Annotated in this window: 19 protein-coding genes; 11 read left to right on the plus strand and 8 right to left on the minus strand. The window is 59.1% G+C overall.

Features of this window, described 5'->3' with window-relative positions; genetic code table 11:
- Nucleotides 1-49: 49 nt before the first annotated feature.
- Together glp and moaB are read right to left on the minus strand one after the other, a co-directional pair.
- Nucleotides 50-1276 (minus strand): gephyrin-like molybdotransferase Glp, encoded by a 1227-nt coding sequence (gene glp / locus ACIOWE_RS10050; protein WP_401390459.1) that lies wholly within the window; start codon nucleotides 1274-1276, stop codon nucleotides 50-52.
- Entirely contained in the window at nucleotides 1260-1799 is a 540-nt protein-coding gene (gene moaB, locus ACIOWE_RS10055; RefSeq protein WP_315445886.1) for a molybdenum cofactor biosynthesis protein B, read from the minus strand. The genes glp and moaB overlap by 17 nt, the downstream gene beginning before the upstream one ends.
- Before the next feature lie 81 nt (nucleotides 1800-1880).
- On the opposite strand from moaB, the gene mobA reads away from it, so the two are divergent.
- Both mobA and ACIOWE_RS10065 read left to right on the plus strand, forming a co-directional pair.
- Nucleotides 1881-2483, plus strand: a complete 603-nt coding sequence (mobA, locus tag ACIOWE_RS10060) for a molybdenum cofactor guanylyltransferase MobA (protein ID WP_401390462.1) — start codon at nucleotides 1881-1883, stop codon at nucleotides 2481-2483.
- 78 nt (nucleotides 2484-2561) lie between these two features.
- Nucleotides 2562-2783 carry a YgdI/YgdR family lipoprotein gene (locus ACIOWE_RS10065; protein ID WP_007908660.1) on the plus strand — a complete coding sequence of 74 codons (222 nt, stop codon included), beginning with the start codon at nucleotides 2562-2564 and terminating at the stop codon, nucleotides 2781-2783.
- A gap of 77 nt (nucleotides 2784-2860) precedes the next feature.
- Here ACIOWE_RS10065 and ACIOWE_RS10070 read toward each other — a convergent pair whose 3' ends face one another.
- The 3 genes from ACIOWE_RS10070 to ACIOWE_RS10080 all read right to left on the minus strand — a co-directional run bounded on the left by ACIOWE_RS10070 (nucleotide 2861) and on the right by ACIOWE_RS10080 (nucleotide 4481).
- Nucleotides 2861-3751, minus strand: coding sequence for a pseudouridine synthase (locus ACIOWE_RS10070; protein ID WP_401390465.1), 891 nt, complete (start codon nucleotides 3749-3751; stop codon nucleotides 2861-2863).
- A gap of 64 nt (nucleotides 3752-3815) precedes the next feature.
- The gene (locus ACIOWE_RS10075) at nucleotides 3816-4133 is read right to left on the minus strand and encodes a transcriptional regulator (protein ID WP_095189592.1); all 318 of its coding nucleotides are present in this window, start codon (nucleotides 4131-4133) and stop codon (nucleotides 3816-3818) included.
- Between the two features lie 111 nt (nucleotides 4134-4244).
- Nucleotides 4245-4481 carry a glutaredoxin family protein gene (locus ACIOWE_RS10080; RefSeq protein WP_401390468.1) on the minus strand — a complete coding sequence of 79 codons (237 nt, stop codon included), beginning with the start codon at nucleotides 4479-4481 and terminating at the stop codon, nucleotides 4245-4247.
- Nucleotides 4482-4688: 207 nt separating this feature from the next.
- Here ACIOWE_RS10080 and ACIOWE_RS10085 point away from each other — a divergent pair, with 207 nt between their 5' ends.
- On the plus strand, nucleotides 4689-6401 hold the full coding sequence (locus ACIOWE_RS10085) for a cation:proton antiporter (protein WP_401390471.1): 1713 nt from the start codon (nucleotides 4689-4691) through the stop codon (nucleotides 6399-6401).
- Here the strand turns inward: ACIOWE_RS10085 and ACIOWE_RS10090 are convergent.
- On the minus strand, nucleotides 6398-7606 hold the full coding sequence (locus ACIOWE_RS10090; protein WP_201237372.1) for an ammonium transporter: 1209 nt from the start codon (nucleotides 7604-7606) through the stop codon (nucleotides 6398-6400). The two genes, ACIOWE_RS10085 and ACIOWE_RS10090, sit on opposite strands and share 4 nt — an antisense overlap.
- A 305-nt stretch (nucleotides 7607-7911) precedes the next feature.
- Here ACIOWE_RS10090 and ACIOWE_RS10095 point away from each other — a divergent pair, with 305 nt between their 5' ends.
- The 8 genes from ACIOWE_RS10095 (at nucleotide 7912) to ACIOWE_RS10130 (ending at nucleotide 19304) form a co-directional block, all read left to right on the plus strand.
- Nucleotides 7912-8226 carry a YqjD family protein gene (locus ACIOWE_RS10095; protein WP_201237371.1) on the plus strand — a complete coding sequence of 105 codons (315 nt, stop codon included), beginning with the start codon at nucleotides 7912-7914 and terminating at the stop codon, nucleotides 8224-8226.
- A 2-nt stretch (nucleotides 8227-8228) separates the two neighbouring features.
- The gene (locus ACIOWE_RS10100) at nucleotides 8229-8615 is read left to right on the plus strand and encodes a phage holin family protein (RefSeq protein WP_103304765.1); all 387 of its coding nucleotides are present in this window, start codon (nucleotides 8229-8231) and stop codon (nucleotides 8613-8615) included.
- Complete coding sequence (locus ACIOWE_RS10105) at nucleotides 8612-8950, plus strand: hypothetical protein (RefSeq protein WP_201237370.1); 339 nt, start codon at nucleotides 8612-8614, stop codon at nucleotides 8948-8950. Before ACIOWE_RS10100 ends, ACIOWE_RS10105 begins: the two co-directional genes overlap by 4 nt.
- A 124-nt stretch (nucleotides 8951-9074) precedes the next feature.
- Nucleotides 9075-10238: an EAL domain-containing protein gene (locus ACIOWE_RS10110; RefSeq protein ID WP_401390475.1), complete on the plus strand. Its 1164-nt coding sequence runs from the start codon at nucleotides 9075-9077 to the stop codon at nucleotides 10236-10238.
- A 70-nt stretch (nucleotides 10239-10308) separates the two neighbouring features.
- Nucleotides 10309-11637 carry a deoxyguanosinetriphosphate triphosphohydrolase gene (locus ACIOWE_RS10115; protein WP_401390478.1) on the plus strand — a complete coding sequence of 443 codons (1329 nt, stop codon included), beginning with the start codon at nucleotides 10309-10311 and terminating at the stop codon, nucleotides 11635-11637.
- A gap of 392 nt (nucleotides 11638-12029) precedes the next feature.
- Entirely contained in the window at nucleotides 12030-12656 is a 627-nt protein-coding gene (locus tag ACIOWE_RS10120) for a response regulator transcription factor (protein WP_103304761.1), read from the plus strand.
- 8 nt (nucleotides 12657-12664) lie between these two features.
- Nucleotides 12665-16309, plus strand: a complete 3645-nt coding sequence (locus ACIOWE_RS10125; RefSeq protein WP_401390481.1) for a transporter substrate-binding domain-containing protein — start codon at nucleotides 12665-12667, stop codon at nucleotides 16307-16309.
- Between the two features lie 49 nt (nucleotides 16310-16358).
- Complete coding sequence (locus ACIOWE_RS10130; RefSeq protein WP_401390484.1) at nucleotides 16359-19304, plus strand: HD domain-containing phosphohydrolase; 2946 nt, start codon at nucleotides 16359-16361, stop codon at nucleotides 19302-19304.
- On the opposite strand, the gene ACIOWE_RS10135 is transcribed toward ACIOWE_RS10130, so the two are convergent.
- Both ACIOWE_RS10135 and ACIOWE_RS10140 read right to left on the minus strand, forming a co-directional pair.
- Nucleotides 19305-19787, minus strand: a complete 483-nt coding sequence (locus tag ACIOWE_RS10135; protein WP_103304758.1) for a GAF domain-containing protein — start codon at nucleotides 19785-19787, stop codon at nucleotides 19305-19307. It abuts the gene before it with no gap.
- Entirely contained in the window at nucleotides 19784-20674 is an 891-nt protein-coding gene (locus ACIOWE_RS10140) for an ATP-binding protein (RefSeq protein WP_401390488.1), read from the minus strand. Before ACIOWE_RS10140 ends, ACIOWE_RS10135 begins: the two co-directional genes overlap by 4 nt.
- Between the last annotated feature and the right edge of the window lie 79 nt (nucleotides 20675-20753).

Consider the following 20753-nt stretch of genomic DNA (forward strand, 5'->3'; position numbering starts at 1 on the left):
ACGCAGGCATCGACCGGGTCAGCCGACGCCTGCGTTTGCAAGACAGGGCTCAGCCCAGAAGATCACTCAGAGGGATGAAAACCACCGTGTCCCCTTCTAGCAGCGTCGTGCCCTCCGGCACTTCCACCAGGCCGTCAGCCCACGCAGCACTGCGCAGCACCCCCGAGCTCTGGTTGCGGTAAATCGTTGCCCGCCCTTGCTCGATACGTCCACGCAGGTATTCACGCCGATTCCCGGCAACAGGCCAGGTGAAACCCGCCGGCAGCGTAAACCTCAGAGGCTCGACGTCCTGCACCCCCTGACGGCGCAACAGGTAAGGCCGGGTCAGCAAGGCAAAGGTCACCAGCGTCGAAGCGGGATTCCCCGGCAAACCGATGACCGGCACATTGCGGAAATGGCCGAATGTCAGCGGTTTTCCTGGCTTGATCGCCAGTTTCCACAGCGCCAGTTCACCCTCTTCGCGCAGGGCGATACCGAGGAAATCCGCCTCGCCCACCGATACGCCACCGGTGGAAAGAATCAGGTCAACATCCTGCAACTCACCCAGACGAGCGCGAGTGGTGGCCAGATCATCCGGAAGAATACCGGCATCGATCACTTCACAGCCCAGACGCTGCAACCAACTGCACAACACCACCCGATTACTGTTGTAAATCTGCCCCGGGCCCAATGCCTGACCTGGCTCGACCAATTCGTCGCCGGTGGAAATCACTGCCACTCGAACCTTGCGTACAACGTTCAGTCCGGCGCAGCCCAGCGATGCGGACAAGCCTTGCTCAATCGGCCCGAGTCGGGTGCCGGCCGGCAGAATCAACTCGCCGACCTTGGTTTCCTGACCTTGCGGGCGAATGTTCTGACCGATCGTCATCGGTTCGATGAAGCGCACGCAACCATCAGCCTGAACGTCAGCGTTTTCCTGCATCTCCACGCAATCGGCGCCCGGCGGTACCGGCGCCCCCGTGAAGATCCGCGCACACGTACCCGGTTGCAGTGGCTCGGGCGATTGCCCGGCGAACACCTTTTGACTGACTGGCAGGGGCGCACCCGTCCAGTCAGACAGATTCAGTGCATATCCATCCATGGCGCTATTGGGCCAGGGCGGCAGATCCAGCGTCGAAATCAGATCTTCTGCCAGCACTCGGCCCTCGACCTGAGCCAGTGGCAAATACTCACGCTCGACAATGGGCGAGGCTTCGGCCATTTCCAGCAGACGTGCGAGCGCAACTTCGACCGGCATCAGCGAGCCGGTCTTGCCCGGCTTACCCACGGGATTCACAAGGCGCCGCCTGTTTCAGATGCGGCACGAAATTGCACGGACGGTGACGCGCGTCCAGTTGCTCGCCAAGAATGCCGTCCCAACCGGTGCGCACGGCGTTGGTCGAGCCCGGCAAACAGCAAACCAGCGTGCCATTGGCCAAACCGGCCAGCGCACGGGATTGCACGGTCGAGGTACCGATATCGGCGACCGAAATCTGCCGGAACAACTCGCCAAATCCATCCACTTGTTTGTCGAGCAGACAGGCCACCGCTTCCGGCGTGCTGTCGCGACCGGTAAACCCGGTGCCACCAGTGATCAGCACAACCTGCACGACATCGTCAGCGATCCAGTTGGCGACTTGCGCACGAATTTTGTAGAGGTCATCTTTGAGCAGTACCCGCGCCGCCAGATGGTGGCCGGCCGCCGCCAGACGGTCGACAAAGACCTGACCTGAGGTATCGGTTTCCAGGGTTCGGGTATCGCTAACAGTCAGTACCGCAATATTGAGCGGCACGAAAGGTACATCAGCCTTGGCTTTCATAGGCTCGTCCAGTTGTAGGAGAAACAGCCCGGTGTTATATCACAGCGCCCCATTTTTTCGCCGCCCCTGTGGAGAGCTGCCATGACCTCGAACACGCAATTGCCGCCCTGCTCCATCCTGCTCCTGGCAGGCGGACGCGGCCAACGCATGGGCGGTCAGGACAAAGGCCTGGTGGAATGGCAAGGCGAGCCGTTGATTGCGCATTTGCAGCGCAAGGCACGTCCACTGACCGATGACTTGATCATCTCCTGCAACCGCAATCGAGAACGTTACGCGCCGTATGCCGATCAGTTGGTGGGGGACGACGAGGACGATTTTCCCGGGCCGCTGGCCGGCATTCGTGCTGGCCTGAAAGCCGCGCGCCACACGCACCTGCTGGTATTGCCCTGCGACGTTCCGCGGATCGACAGTGCTTTACTGCAGGACATGCGTGAAGCCGCCCAACAGAATCCTGAAAAACCTTTAATGTTGCGACATGACGAGCATTGGGAACCTTTGTTGTGCGTGATTCCGGTCGCCCTGCTTGCCGCATTCGAAGACGCCTGGAACGCCGGTGAACGCAGCCCCGGACGGGTCATGCGCAGTCTTGGCGCCACGGCATTGCAATGTCCCGACAATGACCCGCGGCTGGCCAACCTCAATACCCCCGAACTGTTAAGTTCGCACAACACTGTGTCAGACTGACAGCATTCAAGGAACTCTCACGCCTTGTATACGTCTCAAGCTCAGTAACCAAAAGAATTCCCATTCGGAGACACACTCATGACTCAACGGACCCTCGCCACTTTCATGCTCGCACTGGGCCTGGCTACCCTCGCCGGTTGCTCCTCGCCGACAGTGATCACCTTGAATGACGGTCGCGAAATCCAGGCCGTCGACACCCCGAAATACGATGACGATTCGGGTTTCTACGAGTTCAAACAGCTGGACGGCAAAGAAACTCGCATCAACAAGGATCAGGTTCGTACCGTTAAAGAGCTTTAAGCTCTGGGTCGACACCGGATACAGAAAAGCCCGCATTCATGCGGGCTTTTTCATGGGCGCTGGAAAAGGCTGCGAAGTCACCACTGCAGAGTGATGCGGCTTTCGAATTCGCGCTCCTCGCCAGTCACCGGGTCGATGAAACGCAACCCTTGCGCGAGCAGTTTCAGCGGATTGGCGTAATCATCCTCGACGTCTTTCAACACATCCGGATAAAACGGGTCGTTGCAGATACTCGCCCCCAGCGCGGTCATGTGCACACGCAACTGATGTTTCTTGCCGGTCACCGGATACAGGCCATAACGCCAGAGATCGCCGTTTTTCTCTCGAACCTCTACCGCCGTTTCGGTGTTGCTGACCCCCGGGCCTTCCTGCATGCGGAAAAACGGCTCGCCATCGACCAGACGACTTTTGTGCACCAGAGGGAATTCCAGTCCAGGCAATGCCGGAGCAATGGCTTCATAGCGCTTGTCGATCTGCCGCGTCGGAAACAGCGACTGATACGCGGAACGGGTTTGCGGATTGGCCGAGAAAATCACCAGCCCCGCCGTATGCCGGTCAATTCGGTGCAAGGGCACCAGATGAGGATTGTCCAGGCGGCGGATCAGCCTGCGCAGCAGGGTCTGCTCGACATATTCGCCGGCCGGCGTCACCGGCAGGAAATGCGGTTTGTCCGCCACCACCAGATGCTCATCGGCATAGAGGATCGATTCGACCACCGGAATCGATTTTTCATCCGGCACTTCACGAAAGTAGTGAATCCGCAGGCCTTCCTTGTAGGCCAGGTCCAGCGCAATCGGCTGCCCCTGTCCATCCAGTACCCGGCCCCGAGCGATTCGATCCAGCCATTGCTCGCGGCCAATGGCACTGAAATGCTCGCACAGACAGTCGAGTACGGTCAGCCACGGCCCCGGCGGCAGATAAAGTGTACTGGCCTGATTCTGTGCAGCAGAAAACGTTGATGTGGACATACGGAAATTCGAACCCTCAAGGCAGGCCGGCATTATCCAACACTGCAGGGAACGAACCTAGTCTTCAGGCAGGAATCGATTTGAGCGCCGCCGCTTCCGTGAACTCCTTGAGCCAGCGCAACACGTCGACAGCCTCCCAGCGGCCCGGGTCATACAAGGCGTAAAGCAGCCCCTGATAACCGACCACATCCAGTTGCCGGTGATACCCGGCGCGCTGAAACAAGGCTTCGATTTCGGCAAAACAGGTGTTGAAATGCAGTTTATTGAATGGCGTCTTGCCTTCCGTGACCAGCCCGTCCAGGCGCAGTTCGAGAACGGCCTCGCGCACCACGTCAACCGACATCCGGTTCACGCTGTTCTTCAACTGTTCGACATTGACCACGGTTCATCCCTCTGACCCAATTACTGTACGGACATACAGTAACCGAATAAACCGAAAAGTGCCAACGGAAGGATTGTCGGTGGCGACCAGCGGAATGACGCGGAAATCGGGTCAACGAAGAAATGCCACGACCTCATCGGCACTGAACGGCCAACCCAGTTCCGCCCCGGTATCGACTCGGCGCAGCACGGGAATCCGCAGGCTGTAAGCCTCAAACCAGGACTCGTCATCAGCAATATCCACCAGTTCGACAAGCAGCCCGTGCTCGACAAACGGCATCAGTTCAGCTTCCGCGACTTCACACAAGTGACACCCCAAGGTGCCGAACAGCTGACATTCAGGAGGCATGATTGCTCGACCCAAAAATAGTGCGCCTATTCTAGGCCGCTGCCGAAAACCCGTCGAGCCAGCGCCGCCCAAAGGTTTCAGCGAATCGACTGTGTTTGACTGGCAAAACCCTGACGCAAATCAGTCCGCTGAAAAACCAATTACGCGATGCTCCGCGACTTTTTGCCTCTACGCTTGAAAAGCCAGAGCCTGACATCGGAGTGTCTAGTGTTTGCCAACCTGTTGATCATCCTCGCCTCGTCCCTCGTGGTGATTGCCCTGTTCCGTCGCCTGCGACTGCCACCGGTATTGGGTTACCTGTGCGTGGGATTGCTGGTCGGGCCGAGTGCATTCGATTGGGTCAACGAGAGCGAACATCTGCCCGACGTAGCTGAACTGGGCGTGGTGTTCCTGCTGTTTTCGCTGGGCCTGGAGTTTTCCCTGTCAAAAATGATTGCGCTGCGCCAGGTGGTGTTTCGCCTGGGCAGCCAGCAAGTGCTGATCACTGCGGCACTGCTGGGTCTGCTGTTGATGTTGCTGGGAATGCCGATGACGCCCGCCCTTTTACTCGGTGCCGGACTGTCGTTGTCCTCCACGGCGATCGTTACCAAGGAACTGGGCAGCCTCGGCGAGGTGTTCAGCAGTCACGGCCAGAATGCTGTCGGCGTTTTGCTGTTTCAGGACGTGGTTGCGGTACTGCTGCTGACCCTGGTTCCGGTGTTCGCCGGGAGCAGCGATCAGGCCTGGTACTGGGCATTGCCACTGACCCTGGCGAAAACCGTGGTGCTGTTTGTCGGCCTGCTGCTCGCCAGTCGCTGGTTGTTGCCTCGACTGTTCCATGAAGTCGCCGCCTCGCGCTCGGCAGAACTGTTTGTGCTGTTGGCTCTGGTGATTGTGCTGCTGACCGCATGGCTCACCCATCTGCTCGGCCTGTCCCCTGCACTTGGCGCATTTCTCGCCGGCATGCTGCTGGGCGAAAGCCATTACCGGCATCAGATCGAAGCCGATATCCGGCCCTTCCGCGACATTCTGCTCGGGGTGTTTTTTGTCAGCATCGGCATGCTGATCGACCTGCAGTTGTTCGTCAGTCACAGCCTCTTGATCCTCGGCCTGACCCTCGGTTTGATGGTGATCAAAGGCGTCGTGGTGGCGCTGCTGGTGAAGTGGCGCGGCAGTGACAGTGAAACGGCGTGGCGCAGCGGTCTGGCCCTGGCTCAGGGCGGCGAATTCTGTTTCGCGCTGATGGCGCAGATGCAACAGAACAATCTGATGCCTGCAGAGTTGGGCGCGATGTTGCTCGCGGCGACGTTCTGCTCGATGCTGCTGACACCCTTGTTGCTGCGTGCGGCGCCACGTATTGCTCTGGCCCTGCACCGCAAGCCCAATCAGGAAGCACAGATCGAGGAGATCAGCGCGCTCAACGCCGACCTCGACAAACACGTGGTGATTTGCGGATACGGGCGCGTTGGTCAATCCATCGGCCGCTTCATGCGCAACGCGAAGCAGCCTTACATCGCTCTGGACAACGATCCGGTGCGCGTACAGGAGGCCGCCGCCGGGGAAAGTGATGTGCATTACGGCGATTCTTCACGCGCCGATCTGCTCACCGCCGTTGGCCTGATGCGCGCGCGTTTGCTGGTGATCGCCGTGGATCAGAGCGATATCGCCTTGCACATCCTCAAGGAAGCCCGCCGCCTCAATTCGCATGTGCCGATTCTGGTGCGTACCCGCGACGACAGCCAATGGGCCGAACTGAAAGCCGCCGGCGCCACCGAAGTGGTGCCGGAGTTGTTGGAGTCGAGCCTGATGCTCGCGTCGCACGCGTTGATCATGCTCGGTTTGCCAGCGCATCAAGTGCAGGAGAAAGTCGATCAGGTACGCATTGATCGCTATCGCCTGCTACACGGTTTTTATCCCGGGGCCGACGATGAGGAAACCTAATCCTGACTCACTGCGCCGATCTTGTGCAGCGACAGGTCAGCGCCGTAATACTCTTGTTCCTGACTCAGGCGCAGCCCATGCAGTGCCTTGATCGCACCATAAACCGCAAAACCACCGATCAGCGCCACCGCGACGCCGAGTGCGGTGCCGATCAACTGGCTGATCAGGCTCACGCCGCCAAGACCGCCGAGTGCGGTCTTGCCGAAGATACCGCAAGCGATCCCGCCCCACACGCCGCACAAACCGTGCAACGGCCACACCCCCAGCACATCGTCGATACGCCATTTGACCTGCGCCGCTGTAAAACACCAGACAAACAGAGCACCGGCGATGCCCCCGGTCACCAGAGCGCCGACAGGATGCATCAGATCGGAACCGGCGCAGATCGCCACCAGCCCGGCCAAGGGGCCGTTGTGCAGAAAGCCCGGGTCGTTGCGCCCGACGATCAACGCCGCCATCGTGCCGCCCACCATCGCCATCAACGAATTGACCGCCACCAGGCCGCTGACACCTTGCAAGGTCTGCGCACTCATCACGTTGAAGCCGAACCAGCCGACAATCAGAATCCACGAGCCCAGCGCCAGAAAAGGAATACTCGACGGCGCGAAGGCCACCAACCGGCCATCGCGATAACGTCCATTGCGCGGGCCGAGCAACAACACCGCCGCCAGCGCCAGCCAGCCGCCCATGGCGTGTACCACCACGGAACCGGCGAAATCATGGAACGCCGCACCGAACTGTGCCGTCAGCCAGGCTTGCAGGCCGTAGTTGCCGTTCCAGATCATCCCCTCGAAAAACGGATAGATGAACGCCACGATCAGTGCCGTCGCGCACAACTGCGGAACGAAGCGCGCGCGTTCGGCAATGCCGCCGGAAATGATCGCCGGAATCGCTGCGGCAAAAGTCAGCAGGAAGAAAAACTTCACCAGCCCATAGCCGTGATCGGCGCTCAGGACGGCCGCCGGCTGCATGAAGGTCACGCCGTAGGAGATCCAGTAGCCTATAAAGAAATAGGCCAAGGTCGAGACGGCAAAATCGCTGAGGATTTTCGACAACGCGTTGACCTGATTTTTCTGGCGAACCGTGCCGACTTCGAGGAAGGCAAAACCGGCGTGCATCGCCAGCACCATCACCGCGCCGATCAGAATGAACAACGTATTGGAGCTGTGAACCAGAGTCTCCACAGCGCTTTGCAGATTTTCCATAAAGAGGCAGACCTGAAAGGTAAAAAAGCACCAAAACAGTTCATGCGGGCATTTCATGCACCAAGTTGCGACTGATCGGTCACGGATCCGCAGGTCCGATGAACCGCTTTGGCGCACGAGGTCGATGTCCTGACACGAACCGGGATTATTTGAGTTAAGGTTTTGCGGCTTGCACGCCCGGCAACAGCGCACGGCTACCGGGCAACGCACCACGACATAGCAAAAGCTGTACCAGTCATTTGTACTGAACCTTCGCGCAAGGCTCATACTCGAACGCTTCAGACGCCACTTACGGAGATCCACCCATGGCCAGCATCAAGGCAAAGACTGCTCAAGACATTCTGATGAATGATTTCCAGACATTGGTCGCCGACACCGAACGGTTGCTCGAACACACCGCCACTCTGGCCGGTGATCAAGCGGATGAACTGCGCGAGCAGATCCACGAAAGCCTGTTGCGTGCACGGGAAACCCTGAAACTGACTGAAGACACCCTGCGCGACCGCGGTCAGGCTGCGGTCACCGCAACCGAAGATTACGTATCGGCCAACCCTTGGCAGTCCGTCGGCATCGCGGCCGGTGTCGGCTTCCTTATTGGCCTGCTGGCTACTCGGCGCTGATTATGTCGATCGGTGAATCCGGCCCGACTGCGGGCACCGCATCCTCCACGCGGCGTCTGGGCGCCGCCGTTCTTGGCTTGCTGCACAGTCATGTCGAGTTGTTCGGCATCGAGTTGCAGGAGCAGAAAGCACGCACTGTCAGCCTATTGCTGTTTGCAGGTCTGGCCCTGGTGTTTGCCCTGTTGCTGCTGGTCGGCTTGTCGACTTTGGTACTCATCGTGTTCTGGGACACCTATCGCCTGCCCGCGATCATCGGCCTGTGCGTGTTCTATACCCTGGCAGCGGCATTCTGCGGTTTGCGTTTGAAAGCTGCGGTTTTCGATGAATCCTCGCCCTTCCATGGCACCCTGGAAGAATTGGCCAATGATCGGGAGCGCCTGCTGCCATGAGCCTGCCTGAACTTCCCCACAACAGCTCCCGCCGGGAAATGCGCAAGGCACTGATTCGCCTGCGCATGGAAATGCACCGGCAGGAAATCCGTCATGAAGCCGGGCAAGTTCTGCAACCCCTGCAGCGCATGCGCGGCATGACGCAAAACCTGCAAGGTGGTTTCGGCATCAAACATGCTCCGCTGTGGGGTGTGGCCGCGGTCACGCTGCTGGGTTTTATCACCGGCAAGGGTGCGAAAAGTGGCGGCGTCGGTAGCCTGACCAGGCTGGTTCGTCTCGGCACCAGCCTCGGGCCGCTGATCCGGTTGGTCATGCAGAGTTCGGGCAAACGCTGACCTGACGCATCTGGCTACATTCTTGCAATGACGGCGGGATGAACCTCTTTATCCGGAGGTTCAATCCCGTGCGCCTACCCGGTCGACGGGGTTCAATCAGAACAAGAACGACTAAGGAGGCCCCGTGATCGACGGGCAACCGCTCGCCTGCTTTCAACCTTTCATCGATACCGCCACCGGACGCATTGCCGGCGTCGAAGCATTGGGCCGCCTGCGCCAGGCCGATGGGCAACTGACTTCGGTCGGACCACTGTTCGCCGACCCGCGCACGCCAGCCATCGCTTTGCGCCGCCTCGACCGGCAGATCCGTGACAACGCCCTGAGCCGTCTGCATGAAGCCCCCGTGGACTGGTTTCTCAGCCTGAACATGTCGCCGCGCTGGATCAGTCGCCTGCGTTCTGACCAAGCCCTGCCCAGCCTCAAGCAGATAGCGCGGCACGGTGTCGACCCGCAACGCATCGTCTTCGAAATCACTGAACTGGGCGGCAACAGCCAACGTCTGGCCGAAGTGGTGGCGCGTTATCGCGAGGCCGGCGCGCGAATCGCCATTGATGACTTTGGTGCCGGTTATTCGCAACTGGATCGAGTGCTGGCGCTGCAACCGGACATCCTCAAGCTCGACATGCGCCTGTTTCAGGCCGCCGCTCTCGGCGGACCGAGCAGCGACGTGGTCAAGGCTCTGGCGCAGATGGCCGAGAAGACCGGCTGCTGGATCATTGCCGAAGGGGTCGAGACAGAGGCCCAACTGAATTTCGCTCTGGAATGCGGATCGCGTTACGTGCAGGGCTTTCTGTTCGCCCGGGCCCAAGAGGCGTTTTATCCCACCGACGCGTTCGTGCAACGCTTTGCTGAGCTGCGCCAACGCTATGTCCAGCAGAAACTGGCAGAACGCGGGCGCTTGATGAAAATGCGCCAACAACTCAGCGAATTGATGGCGATTCTGCAGAGTTGGGCTCAGGCTCGTGCGCCGCTCAGCGCATTGCCACATTTGGAGGCCTTCCCATGGCTGCTGCGGTTTTATCAGTGCGACCGCCACGGCACGCAACTGACGCCTAACCTGGAATGGCGCCACAACGGCTGGGTCGCCGATAGTCGTTATATGGGGCACAACTGGTCATGGCGGCCGTACTTCTACCATTTGCTCGCCGAGGGCTGGGAGGAGCGCCGCCTGACCCTGTCCAACACCTACCGTGATGCCACCAGCAACCAATATTGCCTGACGGCCGGGCAGTTTTTCGACAATGGCGAACGCCTGCTGCTGATCGACATTGATGCGGCGGGACTGTAGTTCCGCTTGCAGGTGCGAGGCCGAACCCGGAAGCTAGGGCAATTCAGTCACCAGACGGAGAGAATCAGCCTTGGATTGGCAGACCCTGCTCAACCGCGAACGCCTCGGAAAGCCGCTGCACAGCCCGCAAGAACTCGGCCGCAGCCCTTTTCACAAAGACCATGACCGCATCATTTTCTCCGGCGCTTTCCGTCGCCTGGGACGCAAGACGCAAGTCCACCCGGTCAGCAGCAACGATCACATCCACACGCGCCTGACCCATTCGCTGGAAGTCAGTTGTGTCGGCCGTTCACTGGGCATGCGCGTCGGTGAAACCCTGCGTAGCGCCCTGCCGGAATGGTGCGACCCCAGCGATTTGGGCATGGTCGTGCAATCGGCCTGTCTGGCCCACGACATCGGCAACCCACCGTTCGGCCATTCCGGTGAAGACGCCATTCGCCACTGGTTTCAACAGGCCGCCGGGCGCGGCTGGCTGGACGGCATGAGCGAAGCCGAGCGTGGTGACTTCCTCAATTTCGAAGGCAATGCCCAGGGTTTCCGGGTGCTCACTCAGCTTGAGTACCACCAGTTCGACGGCGGCACCCGCCTGACCTACGCCACCCTCGGCACTTACCTGAAATACCCGTGGACGGCCCGTCACGCCGACTCTCTTGGCTACAAGAAGCACAAGTTCGGCTGCTATCAGAGCGAATTGCCGTTACTTGAGCAGATCGCCCACAAGCTGGGTCTGCCACAACTGGAGGACCAACGCTGGGCGCGCCACCCGTTGGTGTACCTGATGGAGGCCGCCGACGATATCTGCTATGCGCTGATCGACCTCGAAGATGGCCTTGAGATGGAGTTGCTGGAGTACGCCGAAGTCGAATCGCTGCTGCTCGGACTGGTCGGCGATGACTTGCCGGAAACCTATCGCCAACTTGGCCCGCAGGATTCGCGGCGGCGAAAACTGGCGATCCTGCGCGGCAAGGCCATCGAGCATCTGACCAATGCCGCGGCGCGGGCCTTCGTCGAGCAACAGGACGCATTGCTCGCCGGCACGTTGCAAGGGGACCTGGTCGAGCATATGCATGGCCCGGCCAAACGTTGCGTGCTCAACGCCAAGGACATCGCCCGCAAGAAGATCTTTCAGGACAAACGCAAAACCCTGCACGAAATCGGCGCCTACACGACGCTGGAGATCCTGCTCAATTCGTTCTGCGGCGCTGCTCTGGAACAACACAACGGGCGCACCCCATCGTTCAAGAGCCGGCGTATCCTCGATTTGCTCGGCAATAACGCACCGGATCCGCAGGGTTCACTGCACACGTCGTTTTTGCGCATGATCGATTTCATTGCCGGCATGACCGACAGCTACGCCAGCGACATGGCACTGGAAATGACCGGTCGCTCCAGTCACTGATCACGTAATGTTCAACTGGCCGGAAAAGTCGGCCAGTTGAATACATGACAATCACTTGCGCTGTCCGATATCGGAGACGATGCACGCGTTTTCAGCAATTTGGCGACGCAATGTAACCACATGATACAAACAACAAACTTTCCAGCAGCCACAATTTTTAAACATCTACAAAAAAGCCAGTTATAGCCAGCATTTGCAAAACATTCAAAGCTAACTATAAGCCATTGCAAATCCCGCACTTCCTTACGTCGAACCTAGTTCAGACGTAGTCCCTTTCCTCATTAATTGTAGGAATAATCCGATAGCACGACTGGAGCGATGTCAGTTCATGCGAGCACTCATTCATCTGAGCTAAGGTGCGCGCTTTATTCGTGCTTGTATGGGATTTGATTATGAACTCCGTTTTTATTGTCGACGATCACCCCGTCATCCGTCTCGCCGTTCGCATGTTGCTCGAACATGAAGGTTACAAGGTCGTCGGTGAAACCGATAATGGGGTCGATGCCATGCAGATGGTGCGCGAATGCATGCCAGACCTGATCATTCTCGATATCAGCATCCCCAAACTCGACGGTCTGGAAGTGCTGGCTCGCTTCAATGCAATGAGTTCGCCACTGAAAACCCTCGTACTGACAGCCCAATGCCCGACCTTGTTCGGTATTCGCTGCATGCAATCCGGCGCCTCCGGTTATGTCTGTAAACAGGAAGACTTGAGCGAACTGGTCAGTGCGATAAAAGCGGTACTTTCCGGTTACAACTATTTCCCGAGCCAGGCATTGAATCCGGTTCGCAGCGATGACATTCGTTATACCGAGCTGGAACTCTTCAAATCCGTTAATGATCGCGAGTTGATGGTCTTGCAATTGTTCGCTCAAGGCCGCACCAACAAGGAAATCGCCAAGGGCATGTTTCTCAGCAATAAAACCGTCAGCACCTATAAAAAACGCCTGATGCAAAAACTCAAAGCCAAATCCCTTGTAGAACTTATCGAGATGGCCAAACGCAACGCACTCGTGTGAGACCCCGCATGCCCAGTCGTTTTAAGGACTATTTAATTACACTGAGCGCAGGCGTGTGCCTGAGCGCCAATGCGCTCGCCATGCCCATCGCTACACCGGGCTACGCCTTGCTTAGCCGGTCGGCAAGCGAGTCAATGCCGGTCGCGTTCGAACAGTCTCAACGACAGTGGCTGCAAACCCGTAGCGAACTGATACTGGGCACCTCCGCGCCGGATTATCCGCCCTTCGACATGACTGTCAGCGGGCACGATTATGAGGGCCTGACCGCCGACTATGTCGGCTTGCTCAGTCAAAGCACCGGCTTACCGATCCGGATTAAACGCTTTCCCTCGCGGGATGCCGCGATTCGCGCGTTGGTCGACGGTCAGGTTGACCTGCTCGGTACGGCGAACGGCTATGAAGCCAGTAACGCCAACCTCGCGCTATCCGCCCCCTACGCCAATGATCAGCCCGTGCTCGTTACCCGCGAGGACGATAGCCGATCACTGACCGACGGCCTCGCGGGATTGCGGTTGAGCATGGTGTATCACTATCTGCCGCTGCACGAGGTCAAGGCGCTGTATCCCAAGGCGCTGATTACCTGCTACCCCTCCTACCAGAATGCAATCAACGCCGTAGCATTCGACCAGGCCGATGTCTTTCTCGGCGACACCCTTTCCACCCACTACATGATCAACAAGGGCTACCTCAATAACGTGCGCATGGCCAATTTCGGCAAGCAGGAAGCTCACGGATTCAGTTTCGCCGTACGTCGCACCAATCCGCAGTTGCTGGATATCGTCGACACCGTGCTCAACGCCGTGCCGCGCAGCGAACGCGAGAACATCGCCAAACGCTGGAGCGCCGGCAGCGATCTGTTGCTCACCGACCAGAAACTGCAACTGACCGAACGCGAAGAAACATGGCTCAAACAGCACCCCGTGGTGAAAGTGGTAGTGAACGAGGCTTATGCGCCGCTGACGTTCTTCGACAGTGGCGGCAATTTTCGCGGGATCAGCGCCGACCTGCTTGAACTGGTTCGCCTGCGCACCGGCCTGCGCTTCGAGATCCATCGCAGTCGCAACGACGCCGAGATGATCAAACAGATAGACAGCCATCAGGCCGATCTCATCGCCGCTTTGCTACCCACGAGCGAGCGGGAAAAAACCCTCGATTTCAGTCGACCCTATCTGGAAAACTCCTATGTCCTGCTGACGCGCAAGAGCGCCGACAGCCCGACGAACCTGGGCCAGCTCAAAGGCAAAAAACTGGCGATCGCCCAAGGCAACCCGATGGTCGAATACCTGCAACGCGAGTTTCCACGGATCCAGTTGATCGAAACCGCAGACACCTTCAGCGCCGTCTCGCTGCTTGCCGAAGGTCATGTCGACGGCGCGGTGAATTCACTGGTGATCGCCAACTACTTCATTTCTTCGCGGATCTTCGAGCGAGCGCTACAAATCACCACCACCATCGGCACCGGCCAGGCTGCATTTTCTCTGGTCACCGCACGGGACAACACGGAACTGGGCTCGATCATCAACAAAGCGTTACTGAGCATTTCTCCGGAAGAACTGGGCGTGATCAATGGGCGCTGGCGCGGTTACTCCACCGCATCACAAAACATCTGGCGCAATTACCAGCGCCAGTTCTATCAAGTGATCATCGGCGCTTGCCTGCTCCTGCTGGTCCTGCTGGCCTGGAATGCCTACATGCGGCACCAGATCAAGCAACGCAAGGCGGCTGAGCGGGCCTTGAACGACCAGTTCGAGTTCATGCGTTCGCTGGTCAACGGGACGCCGCATCCGATCTACGTCCGCGACCGCCAGGGTCTGCTGCAAAGCTGCAATGACAGCTACCTCGAAGTGTTCAATGCCAAGCGCGAGGACGTCATTGGCAAAAGCGTCATTCAGGGCACTTTGAGTAACGCCTTCGAAGCCCAGGCCTTCCACGCCGATTACCAGCGAGTCGTCGCCGAAGGCACGCCGCTGCTACTCGACCGACCGCTGCACATCGGCAACCGACGCTTGACGATCTATCACTGGATACTTCCATATCGCGATTCCAGCGGCGATGTGCAAGGCATCATTGGTGGCTGGATCGACATCAGCGAACGCCGTCAGCTATTCGAAGAGTTGCGCACGGCCAAGGAGCAGGCAGACGAGGCCAATCGGGCAAAAAGCACGTTCCTGGCCACCATGAGCCATGAAATCCGTACCCCGATGAATGCCGTGATCGGCATGCTCGAACTGACACTCAGACGCATTGATCCACAGCATCCGGATCGCTCCTCGATCGACACCGCCTACCATTCGGCCAAGGATCTGCTCGGCCTGATCGGCGATATTCTCGACATCGCACGGATCGAGTCCGGTCGCCTGAGCCTTTGCCCGGAACGGGTCAACCTGGTCGACACGGTGACGTCCGTCGCGAGGATCTTCGACGGCCTCGCCCGGCAGAAGAATCTCTCCCTGCAAGTCTTCTTCAATCCGCCGGATATGGCGGTCGATGTACATTTTGATCCGTTGCGTTTCAAACAAGTGCTGTCGAACCTGGTGAGCAATGCCATCAAATTCACCGAACAGGGCCACATCAGGATTGCGGTGGATCTCATGACCACGGACATGCCTGGACGCGCGCTGATGCAACTGAGCGTTCAGGACAGCGGTATCGGTATCGGCGCCGAGGATCAGCAGCGCTTGTTCGCACCTTTCGCTCAGGCGGAAAACAGCCATCAGCAGGCCCGCAGCGGCGCAGGGCTGGGGCTGGTCATCAGTCGCAACCTGTGCGAAATGATGGGTGGCCAGTTGCAGTTGAGCAGCCAGCCCGGCATCGGCACGCAAGTCTGTGTTTCGCTGCCGCTGGAAACCTTGCCTGCACAGGCAAGCACCGCCAGAGACGAGCCCACGATCAAGACTTCCCTGACGCCCCTGCGCGTGCTGGTGGTGGACGATCATCCGGCCAATCGTTTGTTGATGTGCCAGCAACTGGAGTTCCTCGGCCATCACTTCAGCATCGCCGAGAACGGTTGTATCGGGCTGAAACTGTGGCAGGACGGTGGTTTCGATCTGGTGATTGTCGACTGCAACATGCCCTTGATGAATGGCTATGAACTGACTCGTGCTATCCGCCAGCAGGAGCTGCAGAACCGCTGCCCCCCCTGCATCGTGCTGGGTTTCACGGCCAATGCACAACCCGAGGAGATCCAGCGCTGCAAACAGGCCGGCATGAACGACTGCCTGTTCAAACCCTTGAGCCTGAGCCTGCTCAGCCAGTGGGTCGATGGCATCACCCCGGCATCTCGTCCCCCTGTTTTCAACCTGCAAAGTCTGAACATGTTGACCGGCGGTAGCCCTGCGCAGGCCAAAAGGCTTTTGCAGGAACTGCTCAAAAGTAGCCGTCTCGACCGCCAGGAACTGCTCGCACTGTCACCGCAACAGGATCGCGGCGCGTTGGCGGTGGTCGCCCACAAGATCAAGGGGGCGGCGCGTATCGCTCAGGCAGTGCGCGTGATCGAATGCTGCGATGCCCTTGAGCAAGCCTGTGCACAGGCAATGGACACCGATGAGATTACTCGCCGTTGCGAGGCGAGCAACCGGGCGATGGTCGAACTGGAGCAAGCCCTGCAGCAACAATTGGCCTTGTCTGATCAAGGCGCAATGAGCTTGCCTTAACTATGCTTGGGCGCTGAGCAGTGAGTTAAACCATCATGGAGAAGCGGAAATGCCCAGCCCACTGCGCCCGGAACAACGCCGATTCCCGCTGCACGTGCACATCAGCGTCATGTTCACTTTTCTCCTGCTGCTCACGGGCGTGGTACTGGGGTTGTTCAATTACCACCAGACAACGCAAATCATCCTGTCGAGCAGCGAGAAGCTGTTCGACCGGATCGAACAGGACGTGCGCCTGGATATGTCCGCGACCTATCAACCGATCCGGCACCTGCTCAGCCTGCTCGCGGACAACCCCGCTACTCAGGCTGCGTACCTTGAACAACGCCTGCCCTTGCTCAGACCGTTCAGCCAGTCGCTCACGGACAATCCGAACCTCGCTTCGCTGTATCTGGGTTATGCCAACGGCGATTTCTTCATGGTCCGCCCATTGCGCAGCGCCGCCTTGAAGACACTGCTCAACGCTCCGGAGGCGGCGGTGTATCAGGTCTGGAGCATCGAGCATGGCCCGCAAGGCAACCTGCGCTCGCAATCGCTGTTCTTCGACCAGGCACTGACGCTGATCAGCCGTCAGGATAATCCCGAGGAGCCCTACGATCCGCGCAGCCGCGCCTGGTTCGTCAATGCCCGTCAGCACACCGAACAGATCACCACCGAACCCTACGTCTTTTTCTCCACCCACAATGTCGGCACAACCCTGGCGCGGCGCAGTGGCGAGAATGCGGTGATCGGCGCCGACCTGACGCTGGCCGCCCTGTCTGCCACCTTGAGCAAACATGTGGTGACGCCGTCCACCGAAATCGTCCTGTTCGATGCCGACGGCAATGCCGTGGCCTACCCCGACAGTCGCCGTCTGATCGTCGATGACAGCACCGCACATCTGGCCAAGGCCGCCGACTTGAGCCCGAGCCTGCATGCGCTGCTGTCCGGTGCACGCACGGGCAATCGCCTTGAAGCGGATGGCCGGCAGTGGATTGTGGCTCACAGCAGCATTGCCGAAGGCGGTCCGAAAGGTCTGCAACTGGCGTTGCTGGTGCCGGAGGACGAACTGCTGGTCGATGCGTATCGCATGCGCTGGCAAGGCGCGCTGATCACCTTGGCCACTTTACTGCTGTGCCTGCCACTGGGCTGGGTAATCTCGCGAATTCTGGTCAAGCCACTGCACGCGCTGGTCAAGGAAGCCGACGCCATCCGCAGTTTCGACTTCAATTTTCCGCTGACTCGCCGCTCACCGGTGCTGGAAGTCGATCAATTGAGCGTGTCGATGGCGCGCATGAAAGACACCCTGGCGAGTTTTTTCCGCATCACGGACACCCTCGGTGCCGAAACCCGATTTGCCCCGTTACTGCAACGGGTGCTGTTCGAAACGGTGCAAATCGCCCAGGCTCAGGCCGGACTGATTTATCTGCGAGAAAACGACGGCACGCGCATGGAACCTTACGGTCTGGTGATCGATGGCATACCGCAGGCACTGGAGGCGTTCGAGATTCACGGCCACGATCTGCAAAGCAGCAAAGGCCCGGCATGGTTCGAGCAGTTGGTCGGCAGCAACAATGTGGTGAGCAATCTTGGCGTTGATCAGGCCGGTGACCTGCAGAAAGTCTTGTTCGCGATGACCTCACCCCGCGTACATCTGATCGGCATTCGTCTGCACAACCGCCATGACGAAACCATCGGCCTGCTCATCCTGCTGATCAACGACAGCGGTACCGCGACCGACCTGGAAAAATTGCGACCCGACCGCATCGCCTTCCTTCAAGCAGTATCCGGCGCCGCCGCAGTGAGCATCGAGAGCCAGCGCCTGCAAGCCAGACAAAAGCAACTGCTCGATGCCTTCATTCAATTGCTCGCCGGCGCCATCGACGCCAAGAGCCCGTATACCGGCGGACATTGCCAGCGCGTGCCGGAACTGACCTTGATGCTCGCCCAGGCTGCCGCAGCGAGTCAGGCGCCCGCCTTCAGTGCCTATCAGCCCACCGAAGACGAGTGGGAGGCCCTGCACATTGCCGCGTGGCTGCACGATTGCGGCAAGGTCACGACGCCGGAGTATGTGGTCGACAAGGCCACCAAACTGGAAACCATCAACGACCGCATCCACGAGATCCGCACCCGTTTCGAAGTGCTCAAGCGCGATGCCTGGATCAGTTACTGGCAGGCACTGGCGCTGGGTGGAGACGAAACCTCATTGGCCGCACTGCGCGAGACGACCTTGTCGGCACTGGACGACGACTTTGCCTTTGTCGCCCGCTGCAACCTGGGCAGTGAGGCGATGGCCGAGGCCGATCTGCAACGCCTGAGCGATCTGTCCCGACGCACCTGGATGCGCACGCTGGATGACCGTCTGGGCGTGTCGTGGGAAGAAAACAGGCGCCAGGCTCGCACGCCGGCACCGACCTTACCGGTCAGCGAAAAGCTGCTCGCGGACAAGCCCGAGCATCTGCTCGAACGCGACGAAAACGAGTTGATCCCGGAAGACAATCCGTGGGGTTTCAAGCTGGACGTGCCGCGTTACAAATACAACCGCGGCGAGCTGTACAACCTGAGCATCGCCCGCGGCACGCTGACCCGCGAAGAGCGCTACATCATCAACCACCATATGGTGCAGACGATCATGATGCTCAGCCACCTGCCCTTCCCCGGCCACCTCGACAGCATTGCCGAGATCGCCGGTGGTCATCATGAAAAAATGGACGGCACCGGTTACCCGAAGCGCCTCAAGCGCGAAGAAATGAGCCTGCCGGCGCGAATGATGGCGATTGCCGATATTTTCGAGGCACTGACCGCGGCCGATCGCCCTTACAAGAAAGCCAAGTCATTGAGCGAAGCGCTGGGGATCATGGCGACCATGTGCCGCGAAGCGCACATCGACGCGCAACTGTTCGGACTGTTCATCAACGACGGCGTGTACATGCAGTACGCGGTGCGTTTTCTTGATCCCCGGCAAATCGATGCCGTAGACCCGGCCAGCCTGTTGCACAAGGCTGGCCTTGTCGCGTGATCAGCAATCGGTCAGACGCAGGAAAATCGCCGCCAGTTGCTCGATACCGGCCTGATCGTCCGCGCCGAAACGGGCGAGCTTCGGGCTGTCGAGATCGAGCACGCCGATCAGACGACCTTCCTTGACCAACGGCACCACCAGTTCGCTGTTCGAGGCACTGTCGCAAGCGATATGACCGGGAAACGCATGCACGTCTTCAACCCGTTGCGTCTGCAGGCTGGCCGCAGCAGCGCCACAGACACCGCGACCGAACGGAATGCGCACACAAGCGATCTGGCCCTGGAACGGACCCAGTACCAGCTCTTCGTTGCGGTTGAGGTAAAAACCGGCCCAGTTCAGATCATCGAGCTGGTTGAACAGGAATGCCGAAAACTGCGCGGCGTTGGCGATAAAATCGCGCTCGTCCGCCAACAGCGATTCCAGTTGCGCGGCCAACATGCCATAGCCTTCGAGGCCCTGGCCGCTTTGTTGCAAATCAATCATGCCTTGTGCTCCAACAATTTCAGTCCCACCCAGTAACGGGCGAATTGGTACGCGCAACGTCCGTTGCGATTACCGCGGCCGGTGGCCCAACGCACGGCGAGGATGTCCAGTGCTTCGTCACGCTGCCAGCTCAGGCCTGCCTTGGCGGCCAACTGGCCGATCCAGTGCTCGACGACATTCAGGAAATGCTCTTGAGTAAACGGGTAAAACGACAGCCACAGACCAAACCGGTCCGACAACGCAATCTTGTCTTCCACCGCTTCGCTGGGGTGCAGTTCGCCGTCGACGCGCTTCCAGTTTTCGTTGTCGCTTTCCTTTTCCGGCACCAGATGGCGGCGGTTGGAAGTGGCGTACAGCAAAACGTTGTCCGGGGCCTGTTCCAGCGAGCCGTCGAGCACGCTTTTGAGCACGCGGTAATCGCCTTCACCGGATTCGAACGACAGATCATCGCAAAACAGTACAAAACGTTGCGGCAGCTTGGCGATCTGCTCGACCACTCGCGGCAAGTCGGCCAGGTGATCGCGCTCGATCTCGATCAGGCGCAGGCCTGCGCCGGCATGTTCCGCGAGCAACGCGCGTACCAGCGAGGATTTGCCGGTACCGCGTGAACCCCAGAGCAATGCGTGGTTGGCCGGCATACCGTCGAGAAACTGCTGGGTGTTGCGGCCCAGTTGCTCCAGTTGCCGATCAACGCCGATCAGGTCGGACAAGCGCATGTCGAGACTGACTTCCAGTGGCAGCAGGTAGCCGCTGCGGCCGTCACGCTGCCAGCGCGCGGCCAGACAAGTGCCCCAGTCAATCACCGGGCGCAGTGCCGGCAACAGCGGTTCGATTCGCGCCAGAACCGACTCGGCGCGCTCAAGAAAAGCATTCAATCGGGAATCCACGTCTTCTCCTCGGGCACGTTCACAGTAATGATGACGATCCAGCGACGACACGCAGATAAAAATTCCCGCTCTGTGCCTT

This window comes from Pseudomonas sp. NPDC087598, from assembly GCF_044743525.1.
Taxonomy (GTDB): Bacteria; Pseudomonadota; Gammaproteobacteria; order Pseudomonadales; family Pseudomonadaceae; genus Aquipseudomonas.